The organism is Ruegeria sp. BG9 (assembly GCF_056538305.1).
In genome coordinates this window covers 228,451-249,612 of sequence record NZ_JBQFSY010000005.1, presented here as the reverse complement: position 1 = coordinate 249,612, position 21,162 = coordinate 228,451, and the positions used below count along the sequence as shown (strand labels likewise).

At 56.9% G+C, this 21,162-nt stretch carries 21 protein-coding genes and 1 tRNA gene; 9 read left to right on the top strand and 13 right to left on the bottom strand.

Features of this window, described 5'->3' with window-relative positions:
• Window positions 1–124: 124 nt before the first annotated feature.
• Window positions 125–1,258 (top strand): DUF819 family protein, encoded by a 1,134-nt coding sequence (locus tag ACR0I8_RS10755; RefSeq protein ID WP_170690424.1) that lies wholly within the window; start codon window positions 125–127, stop codon window positions 1,256–1,258.
• A gap of 3 nt (window positions 1,259–1,261) precedes the next feature.
• On the top strand, window positions 1,262–2,683 hold the full coding sequence (locus ACR0I8_RS10750) for a pyridoxal phosphate-dependent decarboxylase family protein (protein ID WP_170690423.1): 1,422 nt from the start codon (window positions 1,262–1,264) through the stop codon (window positions 2,681–2,683).
• On the opposite strand, the gene ACR0I8_RS10745 is transcribed toward ACR0I8_RS10750, so the two are convergent.
• The 4 genes from ACR0I8_RS10745 to ACR0I8_RS10730 form a co-directional block, all read right to left on the bottom strand.
• Complete coding sequence (locus tag ACR0I8_RS10745; RefSeq protein WP_480703165.1) at window positions 2,680–4,320, bottom strand: sulfatase-like hydrolase/transferase; 1,641 nt, start codon at window positions 4,318–4,320, stop codon at window positions 2,680–2,682. The two genes, ACR0I8_RS10750 and ACR0I8_RS10745, sit on opposite strands and share 4 nt — an antisense overlap.
• Window positions 4,321–4,413: 93 nt before the next feature.
• Window positions 4,414–4,650, bottom strand: a complete 237-nt coding sequence (gene nqrM, locus ACR0I8_RS10740) for a (Na+)-NQR maturation NqrM (protein WP_170377292.1) — start codon at window positions 4,648–4,650, stop codon at window positions 4,414–4,416.
• A 15-nt stretch (window positions 4,651–4,665) separates the two neighbouring features.
• The gene (locus ACR0I8_RS10735) at window positions 4,666–5,691 is read right to left on the bottom strand and encodes an FAD:protein FMN transferase (RefSeq protein WP_170690419.1); all 1,026 of its coding nucleotides are present in this window, start codon (window positions 5,689–5,691) and stop codon (window positions 4,666–4,668) included.
• A 66-nt stretch (window positions 5,692–5,757) separates the two neighbouring features.
• On the bottom strand, window positions 5,758–5,943 hold the full coding sequence (locus tag ACR0I8_RS10730; RefSeq protein ID WP_170377287.1) for a hypothetical protein: 186 nt from the start codon (window positions 5,941–5,943) through the stop codon (window positions 5,758–5,760).
• 112 nt (window positions 5,944–6,055) lie between these two features.
• Here ACR0I8_RS10730 and ACR0I8_RS10725 point away from each other — a divergent pair, with 112 nt between their 5' ends.
• Window positions 6,056–6,580, top strand: a complete 525-nt coding sequence (locus ACR0I8_RS10725; protein ID WP_170472451.1) for a CBS domain-containing protein — start codon at window positions 6,056–6,058, stop codon at window positions 6,578–6,580.
• Window positions 6,581–6,623: 43 nt separating this feature from the next.
• Here the strand turns inward: ACR0I8_RS10725 and ACR0I8_RS10720 are convergent, their stop codons facing one another.
• On the bottom strand, window positions 6,624–7,367 hold the full coding sequence (locus tag ACR0I8_RS10720; protein ID WP_170554961.1) for a metallophosphoesterase family protein: 744 nt from the start codon (window positions 7,365–7,367) through the stop codon (window positions 6,624–6,626).
• Window positions 7,368–7,492: 125 nt separating this feature from the next.
• On the opposite strand from ACR0I8_RS10720, the gene ACR0I8_RS10715 reads away from it, so the two are divergent.
• Window positions 7,493–8,506, top strand: a complete 1,014-nt coding sequence (locus ACR0I8_RS10715) for an SDR family NAD(P)-dependent oxidoreductase (RefSeq protein WP_170690415.1) — start codon at window positions 7,493–7,495, stop codon at window positions 8,504–8,506.
• A 15-nt stretch (window positions 8,507–8,521) separates the two neighbouring features.
• On the top strand, window positions 8,522–9,805 hold the full coding sequence (gene tviB, locus ACR0I8_RS10710) for a Vi polysaccharide biosynthesis UDP-N-acetylglucosamine C-6 dehydrogenase TviB (protein WP_170690414.1): 1,284 nt from the start codon (window positions 8,522–8,524) through the stop codon (window positions 9,803–9,805).
• 44 nt (window positions 9,806–9,849) lie between these two features.
• On the opposite strand, the gene ACR0I8_RS10705 is transcribed toward tviB, so the two are convergent.
• The 7 genes from ACR0I8_RS10705 to ACR0I8_RS10675 form a co-directional block, all read right to left on the bottom strand.
• On the bottom strand, window positions 9,850–10,221 hold the full coding sequence (locus ACR0I8_RS10705; RefSeq protein ID WP_170377278.1) for a hypothetical protein: 372 nt from the start codon (window positions 10,219–10,221) through the stop codon (window positions 9,850–9,852).
• A gap of 116 nt (window positions 10,222–10,337) precedes the next feature.
• Complete coding sequence (nqrF, locus tag ACR0I8_RS10700; protein ID WP_170377276.1) at window positions 10,338–11,561, bottom strand: NADH:ubiquinone reductase (Na(+)-transporting) subunit F; 1,224 nt, start codon at window positions 11,559–11,561, stop codon at window positions 10,338–10,340.
• 10 nt (window positions 11,562–11,571) lie between these two features.
• Entirely contained in the window at window positions 11,572–12,180 is a 609-nt protein-coding gene (nqrE, locus tag ACR0I8_RS10695) for an NADH:ubiquinone reductase (Na(+)-transporting) subunit E (protein ID WP_170377273.1), read from the bottom strand.
• On the bottom strand, window positions 12,180–12,833 hold the full coding sequence (locus tag ACR0I8_RS10690; RefSeq protein WP_152460184.1) for an NADH:ubiquinone reductase (Na(+)-transporting) subunit D: 654 nt from the start codon (window positions 12,831–12,833) through the stop codon (window positions 12,180–12,182). The genes nqrE and ACR0I8_RS10690 overlap by 1 nt, the downstream gene beginning before the upstream one ends.
• A complete protein-coding gene (locus ACR0I8_RS10685) occupies window positions 12,833–13,660 on the bottom strand; it encodes a Na(+)-translocating NADH-quinone reductase subunit C (protein ID WP_170377271.1) in 828 nt (275 codons plus the stop codon). The genes ACR0I8_RS10690 and ACR0I8_RS10685 overlap by 1 nt, the downstream gene beginning before the upstream one ends.
• Entirely contained in the window at window positions 13,653–14,861 is a 1,209-nt protein-coding gene (locus ACR0I8_RS10680) for an NADH:ubiquinone reductase (Na(+)-transporting) subunit B (protein ID WP_170472437.1), read from the bottom strand. The genes ACR0I8_RS10685 and ACR0I8_RS10680 overlap by 8 nt, the downstream gene beginning before the upstream one ends.
• Before the next feature lie 5 nt (window positions 14,862–14,866).
• Window positions 14,867–16,210 (bottom strand): Na(+)-translocating NADH-quinone reductase subunit A, encoded by a 1,344-nt coding sequence (locus tag ACR0I8_RS10675; protein ID WP_170690576.1) that lies wholly within the window; start codon window positions 16,208–16,210, stop codon window positions 14,867–14,869.
• Window positions 16,211–16,506: 296 nt separating this feature from the next.
• Here ACR0I8_RS10675 and ACR0I8_RS10670 point away from each other — a divergent pair, with 296 nt between their 5' ends.
• Window positions 16,507–17,622, top strand: a complete 1,116-nt coding sequence (locus tag ACR0I8_RS10670; protein ID WP_170659348.1) for a THUMP domain-containing protein — start codon at window positions 16,507–16,509, stop codon at window positions 17,620–17,622.
• 105 nt (window positions 17,623–17,727) lie between these two features.
• Window positions 17,728–17,804 (top strand) — tRNA-Pro (locus ACR0I8_RS10665).
• Between the two features lie 326 nt (window positions 17,805–18,130).
• On the opposite strand, the gene ACR0I8_RS10660 is transcribed toward ACR0I8_RS10665, so the two are convergent.
• Window positions 18,131–18,979, bottom strand: coding sequence for a TauD/TfdA family dioxygenase (locus ACR0I8_RS10660; RefSeq protein ID WP_170690412.1), 849 nt, complete (start codon window positions 18,977–18,979; stop codon window positions 18,131–18,133).
• Between the two features lie 144 nt (window positions 18,980–19,123).
• Between ACR0I8_RS10660 and ACR0I8_RS10655 the strand changes: the two genes are divergently transcribed.
• Together ACR0I8_RS10655 and ACR0I8_RS10650 are read left to right on the top strand one after the other, a co-directional pair.
• Entirely contained in the window at window positions 19,124–20,011 is an 888-nt protein-coding gene (locus tag ACR0I8_RS10655; RefSeq protein ID WP_170690410.1) for a LysR family transcriptional regulator, read from the top strand.
• A 649-nt stretch (window positions 20,012–20,660) separates the two neighbouring features.
• The gene (locus ACR0I8_RS10650; RefSeq protein ID WP_480703137.1) at window positions 20,661–21,086 is read left to right on the top strand and encodes a GFA family protein; all 426 of its coding nucleotides are present in this window, start codon (window positions 20,661–20,663) and stop codon (window positions 21,084–21,086) included.
• The last annotated feature ends 76 nt before the right edge of the window (window positions 21,087–21,162 follow it).

Sequence of the window (21,162 nt, the reverse complement as noted above, 5' to 3'; positions counted from 1 at the left end):
TCGTTTCGTAAACCGACCCAGACACCCGGATTTCCTTACCCGAAAGGAACGTGAACCTTACGTCAGACCACCTTGTGCGAACGGCGTCGTGCTGCCTAGTCTCACCTTCAGGGAGAGGGAACCTATGCAGCCAGAGATCGCAGTCTTCGCACTGATATACCTTTTAGCGCCCGCCGCGATGGTGCTGCTAGCGAGGCATTCGACTTTGGCCGGACGGCTGGGGCCGATTGTGCTGTGCTATATGGCCGGATTGGCGCTGGGGCTATCTGGTCTGCAACCTGACGCGGCGGGTCAGGTCCGTGACGGGGTCATGGAGGCCAGTTTAGGACTGGCCCTGCCTTTACTGCTGTTTGGAGTAGACCTTGGGGCTTGGGGGCGCATCGCAGGTTCTGCGCTTTTGTCGATGGCATTGGCCGTTGTCTCGGTCACGCTTGTTGCAACGGGCCTGTTCTTTGCGTTTCAAGCAGGCGGCACCGCGCAGAGTGAGCAGCTGTCCGGCATGGCCGTGGGGATGTATACGGGCGGCCTTGCGAATATGGGCGCGATCAAACTGGCGCTGGATATCCCCGAGAACCGATATCTGCTATTTGCAACCGTCGATACTGTTGTCGGTGCAGGTTACCTGCTGTTCGTGCTGACGCTCGCCCCGTTGGTTTTCGCCCGCTTTCTGAAGCCGTTCCCGGGTGATCGCGACACGCAAGTGCCCGACGCGGGCGAGGCCAATGCGCCGAATATGCTCCGTCAGGGGGTGTTGGCCTTTCTGGTCAGCACATTTTGCGTGGCCGCAGCGGTGCTGTTGACCCCTCTGTTCAGCTTTGCGCCATCGCAGGTCATGACCGTGGTTCTTCTAACGTCGCTGGGTCTGCTCGGCTCGGTCACGCCGTCTTTGCGCAAGAACCGGGCCGCACCTCATATGGGCATGTACCTGCTTTACGTGTTTTCGTTCAGCGTTGCGGCGTCGATGGATCTGGCAGAGTTGCGCGATATGGATCTGTCCGTTCTGGGATTTGTGCTGATCGCCACCTTCGGCAGCTTCGGTCTGCACGCACTGCTTGCACGCACCGCCGGGGTCGACCGGGATACCTTCCTGATCACCTCGGTCGCTGCCCTTATGTCGCCTGCCTTTGTGCCCATGGTCGCGCGCAGCTTGCGCAACCCTGCGATCTTGATGTCGGGCATGGCAACCGGCATTCTGGGTTTTGCCATCGGGAACTATCTGGGCATTTCACTGGCGCTGCTGCTGGCCGGGAAAGGATAGGATATGGATCATCAAAAACTACCGGAAACGGGCCGCCCCGAAGGCGAGATCCTGGACCAGCTAAAATCCTTTGCCGAAAACGACCCGAATTACCGTGAGGGCCGGACATGGAGCCTTGTGTATCATCTGGACGATGATCACGACGCGTTCACAGCCAAGGCCTATGGCGCGTTCTCATCGGCCAACGGGTTGAATCCAGCCGCGTTCCAAAGCCTCAAGCGGATGGAGACGCAGATCATCTCAACCATGGCCGGGCTGCTGAAGGGTGGGCCGGAGACCTGTGGCGTGGTCACTGCGGGCGGCACCGAGAGCTGCCTGATGGCGGTCAAAACCTATCGGGACATGGCCCGCAAAAAGCGTAAGGTGACCCGTCCGAACATGATCCTGCCCAAGACCGCCCATGTCGCCTGGTTCAAGGCGGCCGAATACTTCGGCGTTAAGGCGCGCCTATTGCCGATGACGCCGGACTACGCCACAGACATCTCCAAGCTTAGAAGGATGATTGACGCGGGCACTGTGATGATCCTTGGTTCCGCGCCTGAATATCCGCATGGAACCATTGATCCGATTGCCGAGATGGGCGCAATCGCGCAGTCAAAAGGCATTCCCTTGCATATCGACGCCTGCGTCGGCGGGTTGATCCTGCCCTTCATGGAACGGAACGGCGTTGACCTGCCCGATTGGGATTTCCGGGTGCCGGGGGTGACGTCCATCTCGGCTGATCTGCATAAATACGGCTATGCGGCCAAGGGGGCGTCGACCATCCTCTATCGCAATCTTGACCTGTTGAAGCACCAGATGTTCGTCTGTCAGGATTGGCCCGGAGGAGTTTTTGCCTCGCCCGCCTTGCTGGGCACAAGACCGGGCGGCGCCTATGCCGCCGCCTGGGCTGTGATGCAGAGGCTCGGTGAGGACGGCTACTGCCGGTTGGCGAAAGACACGACCGAAGCGGTCGAGACGTTGAAGGCAGGCATTGCGGCGATAGACGGCCTGCGCATTCTGGGGAACCCGCAGGGGCCGCTACTGGCCTATGGCTCAACCGATCCGCAGCTCAACATCTATGCCGTGGCGGACCAGCTGGAGCGCGCCGGTTGGAGCATCAACCGCGTTCAGAACCCCGACGGCATCCACTGCATGGTCACGGCCAAACACCGGCATGTCACCGATGAATACCTGAGCGATCTCGCCCAGGCGGTTGCGACCGTTCGCGCCAACCCCGAGCTCGCCAAAACCGGAGGGGCCGCGACCTATGGCATGATGGCCCATGTCCCGCTGCGCGGTATGGTGAAATCCAAGGTGCTGGATGTGTTTGCCGAGATGTACCGGGCCGGTGGTGGAGATTTGCATCTGGATAACGGCAAAGCCCCGAACCTGCTGGAACGCGGTATGGCCCGATATGTTCAGTGGAAAGCGCGACGCAGCTAGTCCTTGAGATAACTCTTGTACGGCTTGGCTTTGCGGTTTCGGTATTTGACCGTCAGGTCCAGCGGCATGTCATTTTCGTCGTAGATCCCCAACACGATCCCCCTGCCCCGGCTTTTGGTTCGCATCTCGATCAGTTGCTGTTCAGACCGCGTCGTGCGCTGTGACGGGCGGCGTGCCCAGGCAAACAGGTGGTCGTACATTTCACCAATCACCTCTGTATGATCTTCGCTGTCGCCCAGATCAACCAGCTCCTCCGGGTCGTTTTCAAGATCGAACAGGATCGGACGGTGCCCACCCTCACAATGGATCAGCTTCCAGCGTTTGTTTGCGACCATGAACATCACCGCATCGCGGACAGAGGCGTTTATCCGCTCAGCAATTGGCGACGCGGAATAGTCGTATTCGCAGATCACCACACCCCGAGGAAGCTCCTGTGCCTGTCCATGCAGGATCGGCAACAGGGAATGACCTTCGAGGACATGACTGGCGACGTCGCCTCCGGCCACTTCGACGAACGTCGGAGCAAGATCAATGGATTCGACCAGCGCATCGCTCACCATGTCTCGGGTCGCGTCGGCCTCGGGCGAAGGGTCATAGATGATCAGTGGCATTTTGGTCGAGGTATCGTGGAAGAACGTCTTTTCGCCCATCCAATGGTCGCCGAGAAAATCCCCGTGATCCGATGTCAGGACGATCATCGTATCGTCCATCCGACCGGTCTGCTCCATCCAGTCGAACAACCGGCCCATTTGATCATCGGCCTGCTTGATTAGGCCCATATAGGCCGGGATCACCGCCTCACGCACATCCTGGCGCGAGAAGGTCTCACCGATTTTGGTCTCCATGAACGCTTTCAACACCGGATGCGCATTTTGGCGTTCCTCATCGGATCGCACCACCGGCAGTACATGCTCAGGTCCGTACATCGAGGCATATGGCTCTGGCACGATATAGGGCCAGTGCGGTTTGATGAAGCTCAGGTGACAGCACCATGGGGCGTCATGGGTTTCCATGAACTCGATCCCGCGCCCGGTCAGATAGGGAGTCTCGCTGTCTTCTTCGGCAATGTTCGCAGCCTCGCACGAGTTTTTCAGGAACCAGCCGGACAGAACATTGCCGTGCGCGTCCAAACCAGAATTTGCGAAGTCATGCCAGGGGTTGTCGCTTTCATAGCCTTTGTCGCGCAGGTATTCATTGTAGGCCTTGGCCCCATCGGGGTCATAAAACCCGTCCGGCCCTTCGGGGCGCATCCCGTCGTCGCGTTCGAAGACATCAAAACCACATTCCGCCACACGAGCGCCAATAAAGCTGTCCGGTTCAAGGCCGAGCCGCGCCATGCCCTCTGCATCCGCGCGCATATGGGTTTTGCCAACCAGCCAGCATTCCATCCCCGCCTTGCGCAGGTGGTCGCCCATGGTCATCTCGCCAACCTTCAAGGGGATCCCGTTCCACGAGGCACCATGCGAATGTACGTACCGACCCGTATAGGTCGACATGCGCGAACTGCCGCAAATCGGCGATTGGATATAGGCGCGATTGAATCGCACACCCCGAGCCGCCAGACGGTCGATATTGGGCGTGTGGAGGTGCGGATGCCCGTAGCAGCTCAGGTAATCCCAGCGCAGCTGGTCGAACATGATGAACAGGATATTCTTGGCTTTGGCCACACGCGCCTCCGATCTGGTCCGGAGGCTATCTAGCCAATTCCCAGCAGGTGGTGCAAATGCTGATTAGGCCTGACGCTCCATCTGCTCCAGCATCTTCTTGGCGCGTTTGCATTGCAGCTGGTCCCGCAGAGGGCTGTCGGGGTCGATGTCCTTTTGGCAGACCACGCATTTATCTGCGCCTGAGATCGCGTTCAGACCGCCGCAGCTGCCCTTGATGGTTTTACCCATCAACATCACGCCCAACGACATGCCGACCATGACCAGAGACAGAAGAATAAAGGCCAGAATGAAGGTGCTCATCTCGGTTCCTACCAATCAGTTGGTGCCCAGGGCGTCTTTGAACGCGCTGCTGTGGGAGGTTATATAGGCATCATCGCCGCCTGTCACATCCCGCGAGATGAAATACACGGCAAGTTTATGCTCTTCGGCCAGTTGCATACCCTTTTCCTGACCCAGTGCCAGCATTGCAGTCGCCCAGGCATCCGCCATCATGGCGTTTTCCGCCAGAACGGTGACCGAGGTCGTACGATGCGTGATCGGACGCCCGGTTGTCGGGTCGATGATATGCGAATAGCGCACGCCATCCTGTTCGAAGTAGTTCTTGTAATCGCCCGAACTGGCCATACCGCGATCATCCAGCGACACGATCAACTGCAGGCTCTGAGACCCGGCCTGAGGCTTTTCGATCCCGATTTGCCACGTTTCGCCCTTGTCGTTCTGGCCTTTTGAGACCAGATCGCCGCCGATCTCGACCAGATAGTTTTCGATGCCTGCGTCCCGCAGGGTCTCGGCGACAGCGTCAATGCCATAGCCCTTGGCGATGGCCGACAGATTGATCCCAACGCCAGGTTCGGATTTTGCCAGCGTTCCTGCCTCAGCATCCAGGGTCAAAAGCCGCATTTGTCCAACGCCTGCCAGCGCGGCCTCGATATCAGCATCGGATGGCACAGGGTCTTCGGGCTTGCGCGGGCCAAAGCCCCATAGCTCGATCAACGGGCCGAGGGTGACGTCAAAGGCTCCATCGGTCTTGTCGTGAACGTCATTTGCGGCGGCCAGAACCAGTACGAATTCGTCGGATACCGCAACGGGGTCGGTGCTGGTGGACGCCGAAAAGGTCGAAACCTCGGAATTTGGATCCCAGTTCGACATCTTGGCGTTGACTGCGGCCAGAGTCTCTTCGACCGAAGCAGCCAACGCGGTTTCATCCAGATCCTCGCCAATCGCAGTGACATTGAAGGTCGTGCCCATGGTCTCACCCGACAGGCGCACCACATCGTGTTCCTTGTCGAACAGGCAACCAGTCAAAAGGGTGGTAAGGGCCAGCGCAGGCAGTAGACGCATGGATCAGTCTCCGGGAAAAGCAGTGCCCGGCATATGCCAGCCACCCCGGTCAGAGTCAAACCGGCTTCACAGCTTCAGCGGCAAAAAACCCAACATCAAAAGGCCGATCCCAGCTGGAAGTCCGAACAACCACGCCCGTTTCTGCCACCCGTCCGGCTGCTGTTTCCACACCATGCGAAAATTATGGCCGCAGACCACCACAACAAAGAAAATCAGCGCAGCAATGGGGGGTGTCAGATAGATGTCACTCACAGGCTTGGACTCCGGGTTTTCGCCGATGCGGGCATTTGCACCCTATACAGGCCATTTAGCTGCGCTAAGGTGAAAGGGAAAGACTTTGCAAGAACCAAAAAGGAGATTGCCCATGGCCCCAACCTCATACCAGGCCCCCACACGCGGCGACAAGCAGGACAAGTCCACCTACAGCCAGTCGACGGGATCGAACCTGTCGCAGTCGCAGACGACCGTGGCGAAACTGCTTGAGGGGAAAGGCGACGCGGTGTTCTCGGTCCGTCCGAACGAGACGATCCACACGGTGGTCAATATTCTCAAGGAAAAACACATCGGTGCCGTTTTGGTCACTGATCAGAACGGAGCGCTGCAGGGCATCCTGTCCGAGCGTGACATCGTGCGCCGTATGGCTGACACGCCCGGCCAGACCCTGCCGCAATCGGTCGAGGATCTGATGACCAAGGAGGTTCAGAGTTGCTCGCCCGACGATACGTTGAATGCGGTTCTGAAAACCATGACCGAAGGCCGGTTCCGCCACATGCCAGTCGTCCGCGATGGTCTGTTGTGCGGCATGATCACCATCGGTGACGTCGTGCATTTCCGTCTGAAAGAGCTGGAATACGAAGCGCTGCGCATGAAGCAGATGATCGTGGGCTAAAGCAACCCGGCCCGCGGCGACCTGACGCCTCGGGCCAGACAAGCTAAGCTGTTGCCGTGAACGTGACCCCTCCGGGGTACAACTCAGCAGCGGTCAGGCAGTTTGTCGCGAAAGCGCCGGTGTCGATCGAAATCACCCCGTCTCGAACTTGAACATGATCCACGATCGTGTGCCCATGCACCACCCATTGACCATCCCGGCGCGGCTGCTGTCGGAACTTGGGATGGCCCCAAAGACAGGTTTTCCGGTCCTGTTTTTCCGCTGATGCCCGAGGGTCCAGAGCGGCGTGAACGACCGAGACATTGCCGCTGGTCCACATCAGGGGCCGCTCGGTCAGCCAATCAACAAGCTCCTGTCCCATGGCAATGCGCAAACGTTCCGCTAGATCGCCCTTGTCGGCATCGAAATCTTTTATTCCAAAGGAGGCAAGCGTCTGGGCGCCCCCGTTGTTCATCCACAGCGGGCCAATTCCGAACGGGTCTTCGAGAAACCGCAGTAACATCTCTTCATGATTGCCTAAAAGGCACGTCACACGCCCGTTTGACGTTAAACTCAGATGTTTCAATTGCCGCAACACCTGCGCGCTGTAATCGCCCCGGTCGACATAATCGCCGACAAACACCCAGGGCAGGCCCTCGTCGAGCTTCGGCAGCAGGGCTTGCAACAGGTCCAAACGTCCGTGGATATCTCCGACCGCCACAAAGCGCGCCTCGGGCCTTATGCCCGACACATCCGCGCCGCGCATTCCGCCCGGTCCAAGCAGCCCTCTGATCCAGCCCGTCACCATGCAAAGACCTCTACTCTGACCGGCTGCGACGGACAATCAGCAATCGGTCCGGAAACGGGCGGTTGACCAATGGGCGCGCAACCTTGATAGACAATGCAGACGGGTCGCCGAAGCGTGAGGGATGTATGAAGCGGGTTTTGATCACGGGCACGGCCGGATTTATCGGCTTTCACCTGGCGAAGCTGTTGCTGTCCGAAGGGTTCCGTGTGCATGGCTATGACGGGATGACCGACTATTACGACGTCGCCCTCAAGCAACGCCGCCATCAGATGTTGCTGCAAAATCCCGGCTTTACCACCACTGAAGACATGCTGGAAAACCATGAACGGCTGATGCAGGTCGCGGATGAGTTTCAGCCCGAGGTGATCATCCACCTCGCCGCGCAGGCCGGTGTGCGCTACAGCCTAGAAGAGCCGCGCAGCTACATCAACTCGAACGTTGTCGGCACCTTCAACGTGATGGAGGTCGCGCGTCAGCACAAGGTGCAGCACCTTCTGATGGCCTCGACGTCATCGGTCTACGGCGCCAATGAGGATCTGCCCTTTACCGAGGTCGAAAAAGCCGACACGCAGCTGACGATCTATTCGGCCACCAAGAAAGCCAATGAGGCGATGGCGCACTCCTATGCCCATCTTTGGGACCTGCCGACCACCATGTTCCGGTTTTTTACGGTCTATGGCACCTGGGGACGGCCCGATCTGGCGCTCTATAAGTTCGTCGACGCGATCCTCGAAGACCGCCCGATTGATATCTACAACCACGGCGACATGTATCGCGACTTTACCAATGTCGAGGACCTGGTCCGTGGCATCCGTTTGCTGATCGACGTGCCTCCGGTGCGGCCCGCCGGCGCCGATGAGATCGAGGACGGCGACAGTCTGTCCCCCGTCGCGCCGTACCGGGTTGTCAATATCGGCAATGGTGACAAGGTGCGCCTGATGGATTTCATCGAAGCCATCGAAGCCGCGATCGGAAAAAAGGCCAACCGCAACTACATGCCCATGCAAATGGGCGACGTCCCCGCCACATGGGCCAATACTGACCTGTTGCAAAGTCTGACAGGGTACCGCCCGGAAACCAATTTCAAAGACGGGATCGCGCAGTTTGTTGCGTGGTTCCGCGACTATCACGGCAAGTAAAGGGCCAAGACCGGAATGCTGGAGACCAATCCTGACGCCCGCAAAATCGCCGTGATTGGGTTGGGCTATGTCGGCCTGCCGCTGGCGGTCGCTTTTGGAAAAATCGGCCCCGTGGTCGGGTTTGATATCAACGCCGCACGGATCGACGCCTTGCGCAATGGCAAGGACGCAACGCAAGAGGTCGAACCCGAAGACCTAGCCGCCGCATCGGGCCTGAGTTTCACGACGCAAGCCTCCGACCTTGCGGCATGCGACACCTTCATCGTCACGGTGCCCACACCAATCACCGCAGGCAAACAACCTGATTTGACACCTCTACTCGCGGCCTCGGAAACCGTGGGATTGGTCCTGAAACCCGGCGACCTGGTGATCTACGAATCCACCGTCTATCCCGGCGCGACCGAGGAAGACTGCGTACCTGTGCTGGAACGCACCTCGGGCTTGAGCTTCAACACTGATTTTTTTGCCGGCTACAGCCCCGAACGGATCAATCCCGGCGACAAGACCCATCGGATCGCGGATATCTGCAAGGTGACCTCGGGCTCGACCCCGCAGGTGGCGGATCTGGTCGATGCGCTTTATGCGCGGATCATCACAGCGGGAACGCACAAAGCTGAAAGTATCCGCGTGGCTGAGGCTGCAAAGGTGATCGAAAACACCCAGCGCGACCTGAACATCGCGCTGGTAAACGAGCTGGCGATGATCTTTGGCCGGATGGAGATCGACACCGAGGCCGTTTTGCGCGCCGCGGGAACCAAGTGGAACTTCCTGCCCTTCCGCCCCGGTCTGGTCGGCGGGCACTGTATCGGCGTGGACCCCTACTACCTGACCCATAAGGCCGAGGCCGTGGGGCATCACCCTCAGATCATTCTGGCCGGTCGACGACTGAACGATCGGATGGGCAGTTATGTGGTGTCTCAACTGGTCAAACGCATGACCCGCAACGGCATCAATGTCGGTGCGGCACGGGTTCTGGTTCTGGGCCTGACCTTCAAGGAAAACTGTCCTGACCTGCGGAACACACGCGTCGTTGATATCATTGAGGAATTGCAGAGCTATGGCATCAGCGTTGATGTCCACGATCCCCATGCCGACCCTGCCGCAGCCGAGGCTGAATACGGCCTCTCGCTTTCAAGTTCCCCTCAGGACGGAGCTTATGATGCAGTCGTTCTGGCCGTCGCGCATCAGGAATACAAAGACGCTGATCCGTCAACGTTTCGAGCTTACGGCAAACCCAACAGCGTGGTGTTCGACATCAAGTCCTGCCTGCCAAGGGACGCGAGTGACTTGAGGCTGTAGTGACTTTGAAAGTCACGGTCGGGTCTACTTGCTCGTAGCTAGAACTATTCAACTTGACCACAGTCTTGCGGAACCAATCCGATTTCAGTCTTGAGAATAACGTCCGGTGCACAGTGTTTTGCATCCAGGTGGAACAACAGCGTCAACGCTCCGACCGTTGCCGCAAATGACGCACAAGTAAACATTGCATTTCGTCCCATTGTTTTGACTGCATTGGCATTCCCTCTATTGCGGAGAACTCGCCACATCGAGAAGAAGCCGCCTGAGAAAGAGTATTCACGAGGCCGATCTCGACCGGCATCCAAGGTCGCAAAGATGAGACTATGCAGCGATGCGAGCAGCATAAGAAAGAAGTACATAGTCGCAAACAAACCGACGATAACCCCAAGAAAAAGGGCAACAATTAGTAGTTTCACGTGGGTCTAATTCTGTCAAAATAGCTTAATTCAAACATCAGCGGGTGAAACGAATACCTGCTTGTGAAATAGGGATACGAAAAAAGCCGGCGCACCATGCGCCGGCTTTTTGTCTCTTACCCGCCGAAATCGTCGAGCATGATGTCTTCGCGGTCCACACCCAGATCCAGCAGCATGTTGATGACCGACTGGTTCATGATTGGAGGACCACACATGTAGAACTCGCAATCCTCGGGCGCGGGGTGGCTCTTGAGGTATTCTTCGAACAGAACGTTGTGGATGAAGCCGGTATAGCCTTTCCAATCGTCCTCGGGCTGCGCGTCCGACAGGGCAACGTGCCAATCGAAATTGTCGAACTCTGCGGCCAATTGGTCGAAATCTTCGACAAAGAACATCTCTTTCTTCGACCGCGCACCGTACCAGAAGCTGATCTTGCGATCACGGTTTTCCAGACGCTTGAGCTGGTCGAAGATGTGGCTGCGCATGGGGGCCATGCCTGCACCACCGCCGATGAAGACCATCTCTTTTTGGGTTTCGCGGGCGAAAAACTCTCCGAACGGACCCGAGATGGTGACCTTGTCACCCGGTTTCAGGTTGAAGATGTATGACGACATCTGACCCGGAGGGATGCCATCGGACCCAGGAGGGGGCGAGGCAACACGGACGTTCAGCATGATCATGCCCTTTTCGTCCGGATAGTTCGCCATGGAATAGGCACGCTCAATCGGTTCAGCGACGACGGACTCGTACTGCCATAGATTGAAGCGATCCCAGTCTTCGCGATATTCCTCTTCCACATCGAAATCGGTATATTTCAACTGGTGCGCGGGAGCTTCGATCTGGATGTAGCCACCAGCGCGGAAGTTCACGTCCTCGCCTTCGGGCAGGTCCAGGGTCAGAGCCTTGATGAAGGTCGCCACGTTCTCGTTCGAGCGAACGGTGCATTCCCATTTCTTAACGCCAAAGACTTCCTCGGGGACTTCGATGTCCATGTCCTGCTTGACCGCAACCTGACAGGACAGACGGTCACCACAGGCCGCTTCACGCTTGGTGATGTGGCTTTCCTCGGTCGGCAGGATCGATCCGCCACCGGAATGCACCTTCACCCGGCACTGCGCGCAGGTACCACCGCCACCACAGGCAGACGGAACGAAAAGCTTTTCGGCCGCCAAGGTCTGCAGCAGCTTGCCACCGGCAGGGACCGAGATGGTCTTTTCGCCGTTGATGGTGATGTTCACATCACCGGTCGAGACCAGTTTCGAACGGGCGGCCAGAATGATCGTCACCAGCGCGATGACGATCACTGTGAAAAGGGCAACGCCTAAACCAAAAGTTTCCATTCTGCCCTCCTTACAGTTTCACGCCCGAGAAGGACATGAAGGCCATCGCCATCAGACCCGCGGTGATGAAGGTGATCCCCAGACCTTGCAGGCCGTCGGGAATGTCCGAGTATTTCAGCTTTTCACGAACGCCCGCCATTGCGGTGATGGCCAGTGCCCAACCAAAGCCTGAAGACAGCCCATAGGTGGTTGCCTCGGCAAAGTTGTAATCCCGTTCCACCATGAACAGCGAACCACCCAGGATGGCGCAGTTCACCGTAATCAGCGGCAGGAAGATCCCCAGCGCGTTGTAGAGCGGCGGGAAATACTTATCCAAAACCATCTCGAGGATCTGAACCATCGCCGCAATCACGCCGATATACGAGATCAGACCAAGGAAGGTCAGATCAACATTGGGGAACCCGGCCCAGGACAGCGCACCCGGCTTGAGAAGGTAGTTCAGCAGCAGGTTGTTGGCAGGAACGGTGATGGCCTGCACGACCATGACCGAAATTCCCAGACCCAGCGCGGTCGAGATCTTCTTCGACACGGCGATGAAAGTACACATCCCCAGGAAGAAGCTGAGCGCAAGGTTTTCGACAAAGATGGCCTTTACGGCCAGTGAGATCAGACCTTCCATCAGTGGGCCTCTACCTGCTGAATTTTGTATTCACGCTCTTCCACCTGGTTCGGCTTCCATGTGCGGAAGGCCCAGATGATCAGACCGATGATGAAGAACGCCGACGGGGGCAGCAGCAACATGCCGTTGGGCACGTACCAGCCGCCGTTGTTGACGGTCTCCAGAATGGTGACACCGAACAGCGACCCTGCACCGAAAAGCTCACGAATGAAGCCGACCAGCAGCAGGATCAGGCCGTAGCCCATACCATTGCCCATGCCGTCGATAAAGGACGCAACCGGAGGGTTCTTCATGGCAAACGCCTCGGCGCGGCCCATCACGATACAGTTGGTGATGATCAGGCCGACGAAAACCGAAAGGGTTTTCGAGATCTCAAACGCATAAGCCTTGAGGATCTGGTCCACTAGGATCACCAGCGAGGCGATGATCACCATCTGCACGATGATCCGGATCGAGCCGGGAATCTGGTTGCGCAGGCATGAGATGAAGAAGGACGAGAACGAGGTCACGAAAATCACCGCCAGCGCCATCACCATCGACACCTGCAGCGACGAGGTCACCGCCAGCGCCGAACAGATGCCCAGCACCTGCAAGGTAATCGGGTTGTTGTCGACAAGCGGGTCGACCAGCATCTCTTTCTTGGTCTGGGACATCAGAGCTCTCCTGCTTGCAGTTTGGCCAGAAACGGTGCGTAGCCCGCATCGCCCATCCAGAATTTCACCAGGTTATCGACACCCACCGAGGTCAGGGTCGCCCCCGCGAGCGCGTCGATATAGAAGTCGGGTCCTGCGGCGGGCTGGGATTTCGACACGGTGATTTGCAGATCACCATTATCGTCACGCAGCTTCTTGCCATTCCACAGCGCCTTCCAGCGTGGGTTGTCCACCTCAGCCCCAAGGCCGGGGGTTTCACCGTGCTGATAGAACTGCAGGCCATAAATGTCGTTGCCGTTGTTCTCCAAAGCGATAAAGCCATAGAGCGTGGACCACAGGCCGTAGCCGTGCAGCGGTAGGATCACCTTGTCCAGCGCGCCCGCATCATCCCGCAGCAGATAGATCACCCGATACTTGGCCTTGCGCCCAATACCCGCCGGGTCATTGTCCAGCGCGACGCTGAGGTCGGGATCACTGGCCGCGGCGATGTCATCGAACGTGGCCGGGTCGAACTGATCATCGACGAAATCGCCGGTGGACAGCTCCAGCACGTGGGGTTCAAACGCGGCGAAGGCTTCGGTGACGTCGATGTCAGGCTCATAGACACCCGCTACCTGCAAAACGTTGACCTGCTTGTCCTTCAGGCGGTTGGTCTCCTGCACCGGGCGCAAGCTAACGGCGGCTGCGGACACGACCATCGAAGCGACCAGACAGACGGCAACCGCGATGATAATCGTCTTGCCGACAGAGTCCGGCGAGGCTGCCAGGAACTTGGCGATCGCGCCTTTAGGTGCCTCGTTTTGATCTGGGGATTGCGTATCAGACATGGCGACGCGCCCTCCGTTTGATGTTGGCTTGGACGACGAAGTAGTCGATCAGCGGAGCAAAGACGTTGCCGAACAGAATGGCCAGCATCATGCCTTCTGGGAAAGCTGGGTTGATGACACGGATCATCACAACCATGATACCGATCAGCGCGCCATAGATGTAGCGGCCCATGTTGGTGTGGCTGGCGGAAACAGGCTCGGTCACCATGAAGGCCAGACCGAAGGCATACCCACCGATGACCACGTGCCAGTACCAAGGCATCGCGAACATCGGGTTCGTGTCCGAACCAATGAGGTTCAGCAGCAAGGTAAAGCCGATCGTACCGGCCAGACAGCCGACAATCAGGCGGTAGTTGGCGATCCGCGTGGCCAGCAAGAAGGCCAGACCGATCATACAGGCCAGCGTTGAGGTTTCACCAAAGCTGCCCTGGATCGACCCGAAGAACGCGTTCCACCAGGTGATGCCATCAGCCGCCAACGCCTGGAAGCCCTGCGACGCAGAGACGGACAGGGCAGTCGCGCCCGAGAACCCATCAACCGGCGTCCAGACTGTGTCACCGGACATGCTCGCCGGATAGGCGAAATACAGGAACGCACGACCAACCAGAGCCGGGTTCAGGAAGTTCTTGCCGGTGCCGCCAAAGACTTCTTTCCCGATCACGACGCCGAAGATGATGCCCAAGGCCACCTGCCAAAGAGGCGCGGTTGCGGGCATGATCAGCGTGTAAAGCATTGAAGTAACAAGGAAACCCTCGTTTACTTCATGACCGCGCACAGTGGCAAAGATGACCTCAAAGATACCACCCGCGACAAGTGTCACGATGTAGATCGGCAGAAAATAAGTGAGCCCGTGCATCACATTGGCAAAGACGCTGGAGGGATCCAGCGAGATACCAAACATCTGCAGCAGAGCAATCCGCCAGCCGGTGGCCGATTCAGGCCCCAGCAGCGCAATGGCCGAGTTCGCCTGATAGCCGGTATTGTACATCCCCCACAGGATACAGGGGATCGTCGCTATCACGACGTAGGTCATGATCCGCTTCATGTCGATATACGACCGAGCATGCGGCGCGGCGGTGGTTACAGTTTTCGGAGTGTAGATGAAGCTTTCCACCATCTCGTAGATGGGGAAGTACTTCTCGTACTTGCCGCCCTTGGTAAAGTTTGGCTCGATCCGATCAAAGAAGCTGCGCAAACCCATTTGGATCAGCCCTCCTTTTCAATCTTGGCGAGGCAGTCGCGAAGCGCCAGCCCATATTCATATTTCGCCGGACAGGCAAAGCTGACAAGGCCCAGATCCTCTTCGTCCAGCTCCAGTGCACCCAGTGCCTGAGCGGTATCGGTGTCCATCACCAGCAGGGCGCGCAGCAGCTGCGTGGGCAGGTAATCCTGCGGCATCAGCCGTTCGAACACGCCTGTCGGTACCATCGCGCGACGGCCACCATTCAGGTTGCTGGTCAGATTATACAATTTGTTGGACAATGCCGAACCCAGAACCGGTTGGACCGAGTATTTCGACGGCATCGGACGAATCCAGCCCATCGGAATCTGATCGTGGTCTTCCCGGATGATGGTGATCTGACGCGCGAACCGGCCCAGATAGGCGGTCGGTCCCTCGGCTTGAGTACCCGACAGAACCGAGCCCGAAATAATCCGGGGTGTTCCCTCCAAGTTGATCTCATCCTTCGTCAGCTCATCTGTCGAGGCACCCATGGCGGTGCGGATCAAACGCGGCTGACGTGCGCCTGGCCCAGACAGAGCGATCACGATATTCGGATCCAGATGGCCGGACTGCATCAGGCGGCCGATCGCGATAACGTCCTGATATCCGATGGTCCAAACTTGTTTGTCGCCAGCGAGCGGCTCCAGGAAGTGGATGTGAGTACCAGCCAGACCGGCAGGGTGCGGGCCTGCGAAGGCCGCCGCTTCCACTCCGGCAACGTCTGCACCGGGGATTTTGTCGCCATCCTTGAGGCAAAGGTAGGTCTTGCCCTCCGACAGCTTGGCAACCGCCGCCAGACCGGCGGCAAAAGCTTCCCCTGCATCGGCGATGATCACGGCGGCGTCCGCAGCCAGCGGCTCGCTGTCCATCGCGGTGACAAAAATTGCTGCTGGTTTGGTGCCTGAGGACGGCATTTTCGAATAGGGCCGTGTGCGGAACGCCGTCCAAAGACCCGCCGCGCAGAGTTTTTCTGCCACGCCCTCGGCCGTGTCGCCATTGCCCACGCCCGAGAAATCGACGCCCGCGTCATTCGGGTCGGAGATTTCGATCACAACGCTCTGCAAAACGCGGCGCGCACCCCGGTTGATTTGAATGACCTTGCCGCTCATCGGGGCAACCATCATCGCCTCGGCGACGTCCTTGTGGCAGAACAGCGGAGTGCCACGCTGCACCTCATCGCCTTCCTGCACCAGCATGCGGGGCTTCAACCCCAAATAATCGCCGCCCAAAGCCGCAACCTTGCTGAATTCCGGCCCTGGCTGGATCGTTTGATCCGGGGCACCCTCAATCGGCAATTCCAGCCCTTTTTTCAGTTTGAAAGTTTGCATCTCGCTACTGTCTTCCAAGCCTCTCTCCTGCGCCAGCTATCATAGCCCAATTGGAAGGGGCATGTGATAGCGCGGATGATAAACCAACCGGGTCGCAAAGAGCTATTTGCTGGTCGGAATCCGCAGGCGTGTGTCTGATGTCGGTCCTTTACGCGCCGACGACCAGAAACGCAAACCCGTTAGGCTCGAAATTATCTATTGTTTGTCACTTTGTCTTAATCGAATGTTCATATTGGCGCTAACACACCGATATTTTGCCGGTCGCACCTCTGCCGCATCCGGTGTAAGCAACAAAAATGAGCATGACTCACGACCTTGATATCTTCCTGGTGGCAACACCGGGCCTCGAAACCCCGCTCTGCGCCGAGGCCACCCAACACGGATTCGCAGGCGCGCGTGTCGTGCCCGGCGGCGTAAGCTGTACGGGCGACTGGTCCGAGGTCTGGCGGGCCAATCTTGTCCTGCGCGGTGCCAACAAGGTACTCGTGCGCATCGGCAGCTTTCCTGCCGTCCATCTGGCCCAGCTGGACAAACGCGCGCGCAAGTTTCCCTGGTCGGACTTTCTCTGCCCCGACGTGCCCGTCAAGGTCGAAGCTACAAGCCGCAAGTCTCGCATTTACCATGCCGGGGCCGCGCGCCAGCGCATTGAGCGCGCAATCTCTGACACCTTGGGCGCAGCAATTTCTCCCGAGGCCGATCTGCGCGTTCTGCTGCGCATCGAAAAGGATCTCTGCACGCTGTCGATCGACAGCTCAGGCGAGCCGCTGCACAAGCGCGGTCACAAAACCGCTGTTGCCAAGGCCCCCATGCGCGAGACCATGGCCGCGATGTTCCTGCGCGAATGCGGGTTCGAGGGAACGGAGCCGGTTCTCGACCCTATGTGCGGCTCGGGCACCTTTGTTATTGAAGCCGCCGAGATCGCCCTTGGGCTGGCGCCGGGACGTTCGCGATCCTTCGCTTTCGAGCAGCTGTCCGGGTTCGACAAAGCGGCGTGGGAGGCAATGCGGAGCGCGTGGCGCCCATCCGAGAGCCCCCTTCAGTTCTACGGCTCCGACCGCAACACAGGCGCTGTCGAGGCCGCCTCTGTCAATGCCGAACAGGCTGGTGTGGCGGAACATACCCGTTTTCAGCATCGTGCCGTTAGCGATGTCAAACCACCCCCCGGACCCGCTGGTCTGGTTATCGTGAACCCCCCATACGGTGCACGGATCGGTGACGAAAAACGTCTGCGTTCGCTTTATGGCAGCCTTGGCAAAACGCTGATGAACCGCTTCCAGGGGTGGCGCGTCGGCGTCATCACCAGCGCCCCTGCCCTCGCTCGCGCGACGCGCCTGCCTTTTCTGCCTACTGGTCCGTTCGTCGATCACGGCGGCACGAAAATTCGCCTGTATAGAACCGAGATTCTAGAGTAGTGCATTCAGCCCAACCTAGTAGAGAGCGCCAAGAATTTTCCAATTTCACGCACAAGAATCCCTCTTGCGCATCCCAACCCACGCGTATAGACCCGCCGCCACGGTCGGAGTGTAGCTCAGCCTGGTAGAGCACTGTCTTCGGGAGGCAGGGGTCGGAGGTTCGAATCCTCTCACTCCGACCAAATTTTACAACAATTTCAATATCTTGTACACTTTATGCCGAGTGGACATTGCTCGTTAATCGCGTGGGGCAGCACCAGGGCAGCACCAAAAGAATCCGTTTGACTAGGAAATTATTTTTCGCGGCATCGCCCCTAAACGTCGGTACAAATTCGACCAGGGCTTTCAATACCGTTGACTTGAAATGAGTGGCCCGCAAAAATACTGATCTCTTTTGTAAACTCTCGAATGTCGGCTGTGAGACCGAAGTGGAAGTTCAACTGACCTTTGGTCGCTGACGTATTCTCCGTATAGCGAACTCGGCTAGAGCAATTCGGTTCGGTCGAGACTAAACAGGTCTATCGCCTTTCACGGTCACACGTCGCCCTTTACGCTCTTCGGGCCAATAGTCCCAGATAGCACGATGCATACAGCACCGGTTGTCCCAAAAGGCCATGTCGTTAATCGACCACCTGAACCGGATTTGATAGTTGATATGTTCCGCATGCTCGAAAAGCATGTTGAGGATCGCATCGCTTTCCTTATCCGACAAGCCCACAATCTTTGTAGTAAATGTTCGGTTCACAAACAGCGATTTCCGGCCCGTTTCCGGATGAGTTCTAACAATCGGATGAACTGCTTCGGGACAATCAATATCGCTGTCTTTTTGGCCCCGGTCGCTATAGCGGCCTTTATAGATATGCTCTGAACTATGAAGTGCAGATAACCCGTTGATCATATCTTTTATCGGTTCAGATAGATCGTCGTAGGCCGCATACATATCACTGAACATAGTGTCCCCGCCACAGGGGGGGGCGATATGGATTTGTAGCATAGTTCCAAGGGGCGGCGTTTCATCGCAAGAGACGTCAGAGTGCCAGAACTCACCGTTGGCTACTTTGGAATTCTTCGTTGCATGGATTTCGAATATCTCTGGATATCCTTCCATTGTCGGGGCCGCAGGGTGCGCATGAAGCGGTCCAAAACGTTTCCCAAATTCGATGTGCTGCGTAGGCGGTATTTCCTTCTGCTCTTTGAAGAACAGCACCTGGTAGGTGTGAAAGGCGTCGCAGATCTCAGCAAACTGATCGTCAGGCACAGGCTGGCTCAAATCGACTCCGTAGATCTCGGCGCCAAGGTTTGGAGCGAAGGGTTTGGCAACGATGGAAGTATAGGCGTTGGATTTGGCAGCAACCATAAGCACCTCTGGGTTTGATTTCTTTGGGCATGCTATGCGCAAGTTACACTCCAACAAAAATGAACTAAAACGAAATTTCTTTGACTAATTGATGAAAAACTTTCACATATCGATCACGGATTAGGCGGTAGCGAGGTTACCGGAATGAGCATTCGGTCACTGCGAACTCTAATAGCAGTTCATCGACATGGTAGCTTCCGTGCCGCGTCAGAGGCGGAGCATCTAACTCCGTCTGCGGTTAGTCACCAGATGCGGAATCTGGAGGTCACGTTGGGGCTCGAATTATTTGACCGATCAGCCAAATCGCCCAAACTTACTCATACCGGGCTAACGTTCGTCGGTGAGGCCGCTGCGGTGGTGGCCGCATATGATGGTTTGGCGGAAAGGGTGAAGTCGAACAACGAACTCTTTGGTGAAATAACTTTGGGTGCCGTTCCAACGACCCTGACTGGACTGGTGCCGATTGCGCTAGCGAGGCTAAAGTCCGTGAATCCGGATATCCATGTACGGATTGTTCCAGGTTTGACTAATCAGCTTTTGCTACAGTTAGACCGCGGGCAGATTCAAGCGGCGATCATTTCCCGACCAGATGTTCTGCCAAACACGTTGGAATTCTCTGAAATTGTATCCGAAAAACTGGTCCTACTTGTCTCGGAAAACACCCCAGATTTACCTCCGAAAGAACTGCTTGGTGCGTCACCGTTTATTCGTTTTACGCGTGATGCGGTTGTAGGAAGGCAAATCGAGACTTGGCTGCAAAGAAAAGGCATTGAAGTCAAAGACGCTATGGAACTAGAGAGCCTTGAAGCAATCTCAAGTATGGTGGCCGCTGAACTTGGAGTATCAATCATCCCTGACAGCCGCTTAGCTGCATATGACCACTTGCGTCTTAAAAGGATCCCCCTTGAACAGAACGGACCTAAGCGCATTGTTGGTTTGGCAAGTATGACCGCATCGCCTCACACTAAAATGATCGACGCAGTTACTGCGGCGCTATTGGAGGCAGCAGATGGCCAACGGGTTTATTCTTGAGTTGGCACTCTATTTGGTATCCACAAGATGTTTTCGACCACTTGAACTAAGAAAACTGGAAGTCAAAATTGGGCTTGGGTCAGTCACTAGCATGCAATTTGGAGAAAAACAGCTTCGAGCCTATAGAGAGCACACATCCGATGTCGTTGTGCCGTTTTGCAAAGTATCTCTGACACTGGCCACAAGTTAAATTCAGAGATGTAGAGGCAACGTACGGCCGGAAGAACAGCATTGACGCTCTTAATTTGCATTCTAATTCGCTGGTTGCCCTTGCAAAAAAAGCAGACTGCCTTTGTAATCTAACATTTTAACTTTACGGTCACTTGCGGTCCAAGAGTAAGGTGCCCACGTTGCTGGTTCGTCGGTAGTGAGTGACGTTGAACCAGTTTCGTCGGTACGGCTTTAAGCGCTGTCTAAGTGGGGCCTCGCGTGCGCTAGACTTTCCCCAACTCGGCCTCGCGAGGTTTCAGACACCGCTTGAGGGGTTCCCGGTTAACTTAGCGCCAGCTATCCAACCATCGCTGTCGGACCTCTTTTTTCGAGCCCGAATTGACCATGAACTTCGACGTTTTCTGCTTACGAAACGTCCAAAAGTATCCACCAAAAGAACACCAGATTTTTATGCTTCGGGAGGTTAGGAGAAAAACGAATGGTGACGCGGGGGTACTGTCTGTGTAAGAAAACTAGCTGGGCCTATCAGGGTGAACAAACATGGGCATGCTATTGCCACTGCGACGACTGCCGTCGGAATTGCGCCGCGCCGGTGGTTGCTTGGTTCGGTGTGCCGATAGAAAACTTTGAATGGACAGGTGATAAACCACGCACTTATGAAAGCTCTAAAGGCGTTTGCAGGCACTTCTGTGGAACTTGCGGGCCACCAATTGGGTTCGAAGCCGATCACTATCCGGGTGGTATGCACCTCTACGCCGCGTCACTCGAAAACCCGGAATATTTCGAGCCGACTTTTCATGTTAACAAGCAAAGCAAGTTGCCTTGGCTTCAAATGACTGATGATCTCGACGCCTTTGAAGGCACATTATTGCACACCCCAAACGACCCAGACGGATATCAGTAGATTGGGAAGCCAACTAGTTTTCCATATCGCAGGTTTGTTCGTAAAGCGGTCACTGGCGCACTGCGCAGCGAACAAC

Bases quoted from the DNA above. Each gene is read 5' to 3' on its own strand.
- ACR0I8_RS10725 (WP_170472451.1), top strand. From the start codon at position 6,056: ATGGCCCCAACCTCATACCAGGCCCCCACACGCGGCGACAAGCAGGAC.
- ACR0I8_RS10670 (WP_170659348.1), top strand. From the start codon at position 16,507: ATGAGCATGACTCACGACCTTGATATCTTCCTGGTGGCAACACCGGGC.
- ACR0I8_RS10755 (WP_170690424.1), top strand. From the start codon at position 125: ATGCAGCCAGAGATCGCAGTCTTCGCACTGATATACCTTTTAGCGCCC.
- nqrE (WP_170377273.1), bottom strand. From the start codon at position 12,180: ATGGAAGGTCTGATCTCACTGGCCGTAAAGGCCATCTTTGTCGAAAAC.
- ACR0I8_RS10650 (WP_480703137.1), top strand. From the start codon at position 20,661: ATGGTGACGCGGGGGTACTGTCTGTGTAAGAAAACTAGCTGGGCCTAT.
- ACR0I8_RS10720 (WP_170554961.1), bottom strand. From the start codon at position 7,367: ATGGTGACGGGCTGGATCAGAGGGCTGCTTGGACCGGGCGGAATGCGC.
- ACR0I8_RS10750 (WP_170690423.1), top strand. From the start codon at position 1,262: ATGGATCATCAAAAACTACCGGAAACGGGCCGCCCCGAAGGCGAGATC.
- ACR0I8_RS10745 (WP_480703165.1), bottom strand. From the start codon at position 4,320: ATGTTCGACCAGCTGCGCTGGGATTACCTGAGCTGCTACGGGCATCCG.
- ACR0I8_RS10675 (WP_170690576.1), bottom strand. From the start codon at position 16,210: ATGCAAACTTTCAAACTGAAAAAAGGGCTGGAATTGCCGATTGAGGGT.
- ACR0I8_RS10715 (WP_170690415.1), top strand. From the start codon at position 7,493: ATGAAGCGGGTTTTGATCACGGGCACGGCCGGATTTATCGGCTTTCAC.
- ACR0I8_RS10735 (WP_170690419.1), bottom strand. From the start codon at position 5,691: ATGCGTCTACTGCCTGCGCTGGCCCTTACCACCCTTTTGACTGGTTGC.
- nqrM (WP_170377292.1), bottom strand. From the start codon at position 4,650: ATGAGCACCTTCATTCTGGCCTTTATTCTTCTGTCTCTGGTCATGGTC.
- ACR0I8_RS10660 (WP_170690412.1), bottom strand. From the start codon at position 18,979: ATGGTTGCTGCCAAATCCAACGCCTATACTTCCATCGTTGCCAAACCC.
- tviB (WP_170690414.1), top strand. From the start codon at position 8,522: ATGCTGGAGACCAATCCTGACGCCCGCAAAATCGCCGTGATTGGGTTG.
- ACR0I8_RS10690 (WP_152460184.1), bottom strand. From the start codon at position 12,833: ATGTCCCAGACCAAGAAAGAGATGCTGGTCGACCCGCTTGTCGACAAC.
- ACR0I8_RS10685 (WP_170377271.1), bottom strand. From the start codon at position 13,660: ATGTCTGATACGCAATCCCCAGATCAAAACGAGGCACCTAAAGGCGCG.
- ACR0I8_RS10655 (WP_170690410.1), top strand. From the start codon at position 19,124: ATGAGCATTCGGTCACTGCGAACTCTAATAGCAGTTCATCGACATGGT.
- nqrF (WP_170377276.1), bottom strand. From the start codon at position 11,561: ATGGAAACTTTTGGTTTAGGCGTTGCCCTTTTCACAGTGATCGTCATC.
- ACR0I8_RS10680 (WP_170472437.1), bottom strand. From the start codon at position 14,861: ATGGGTTTGCGCAGCTTCTTTGATCGGATCGAGCCAAACTTTACCAAG.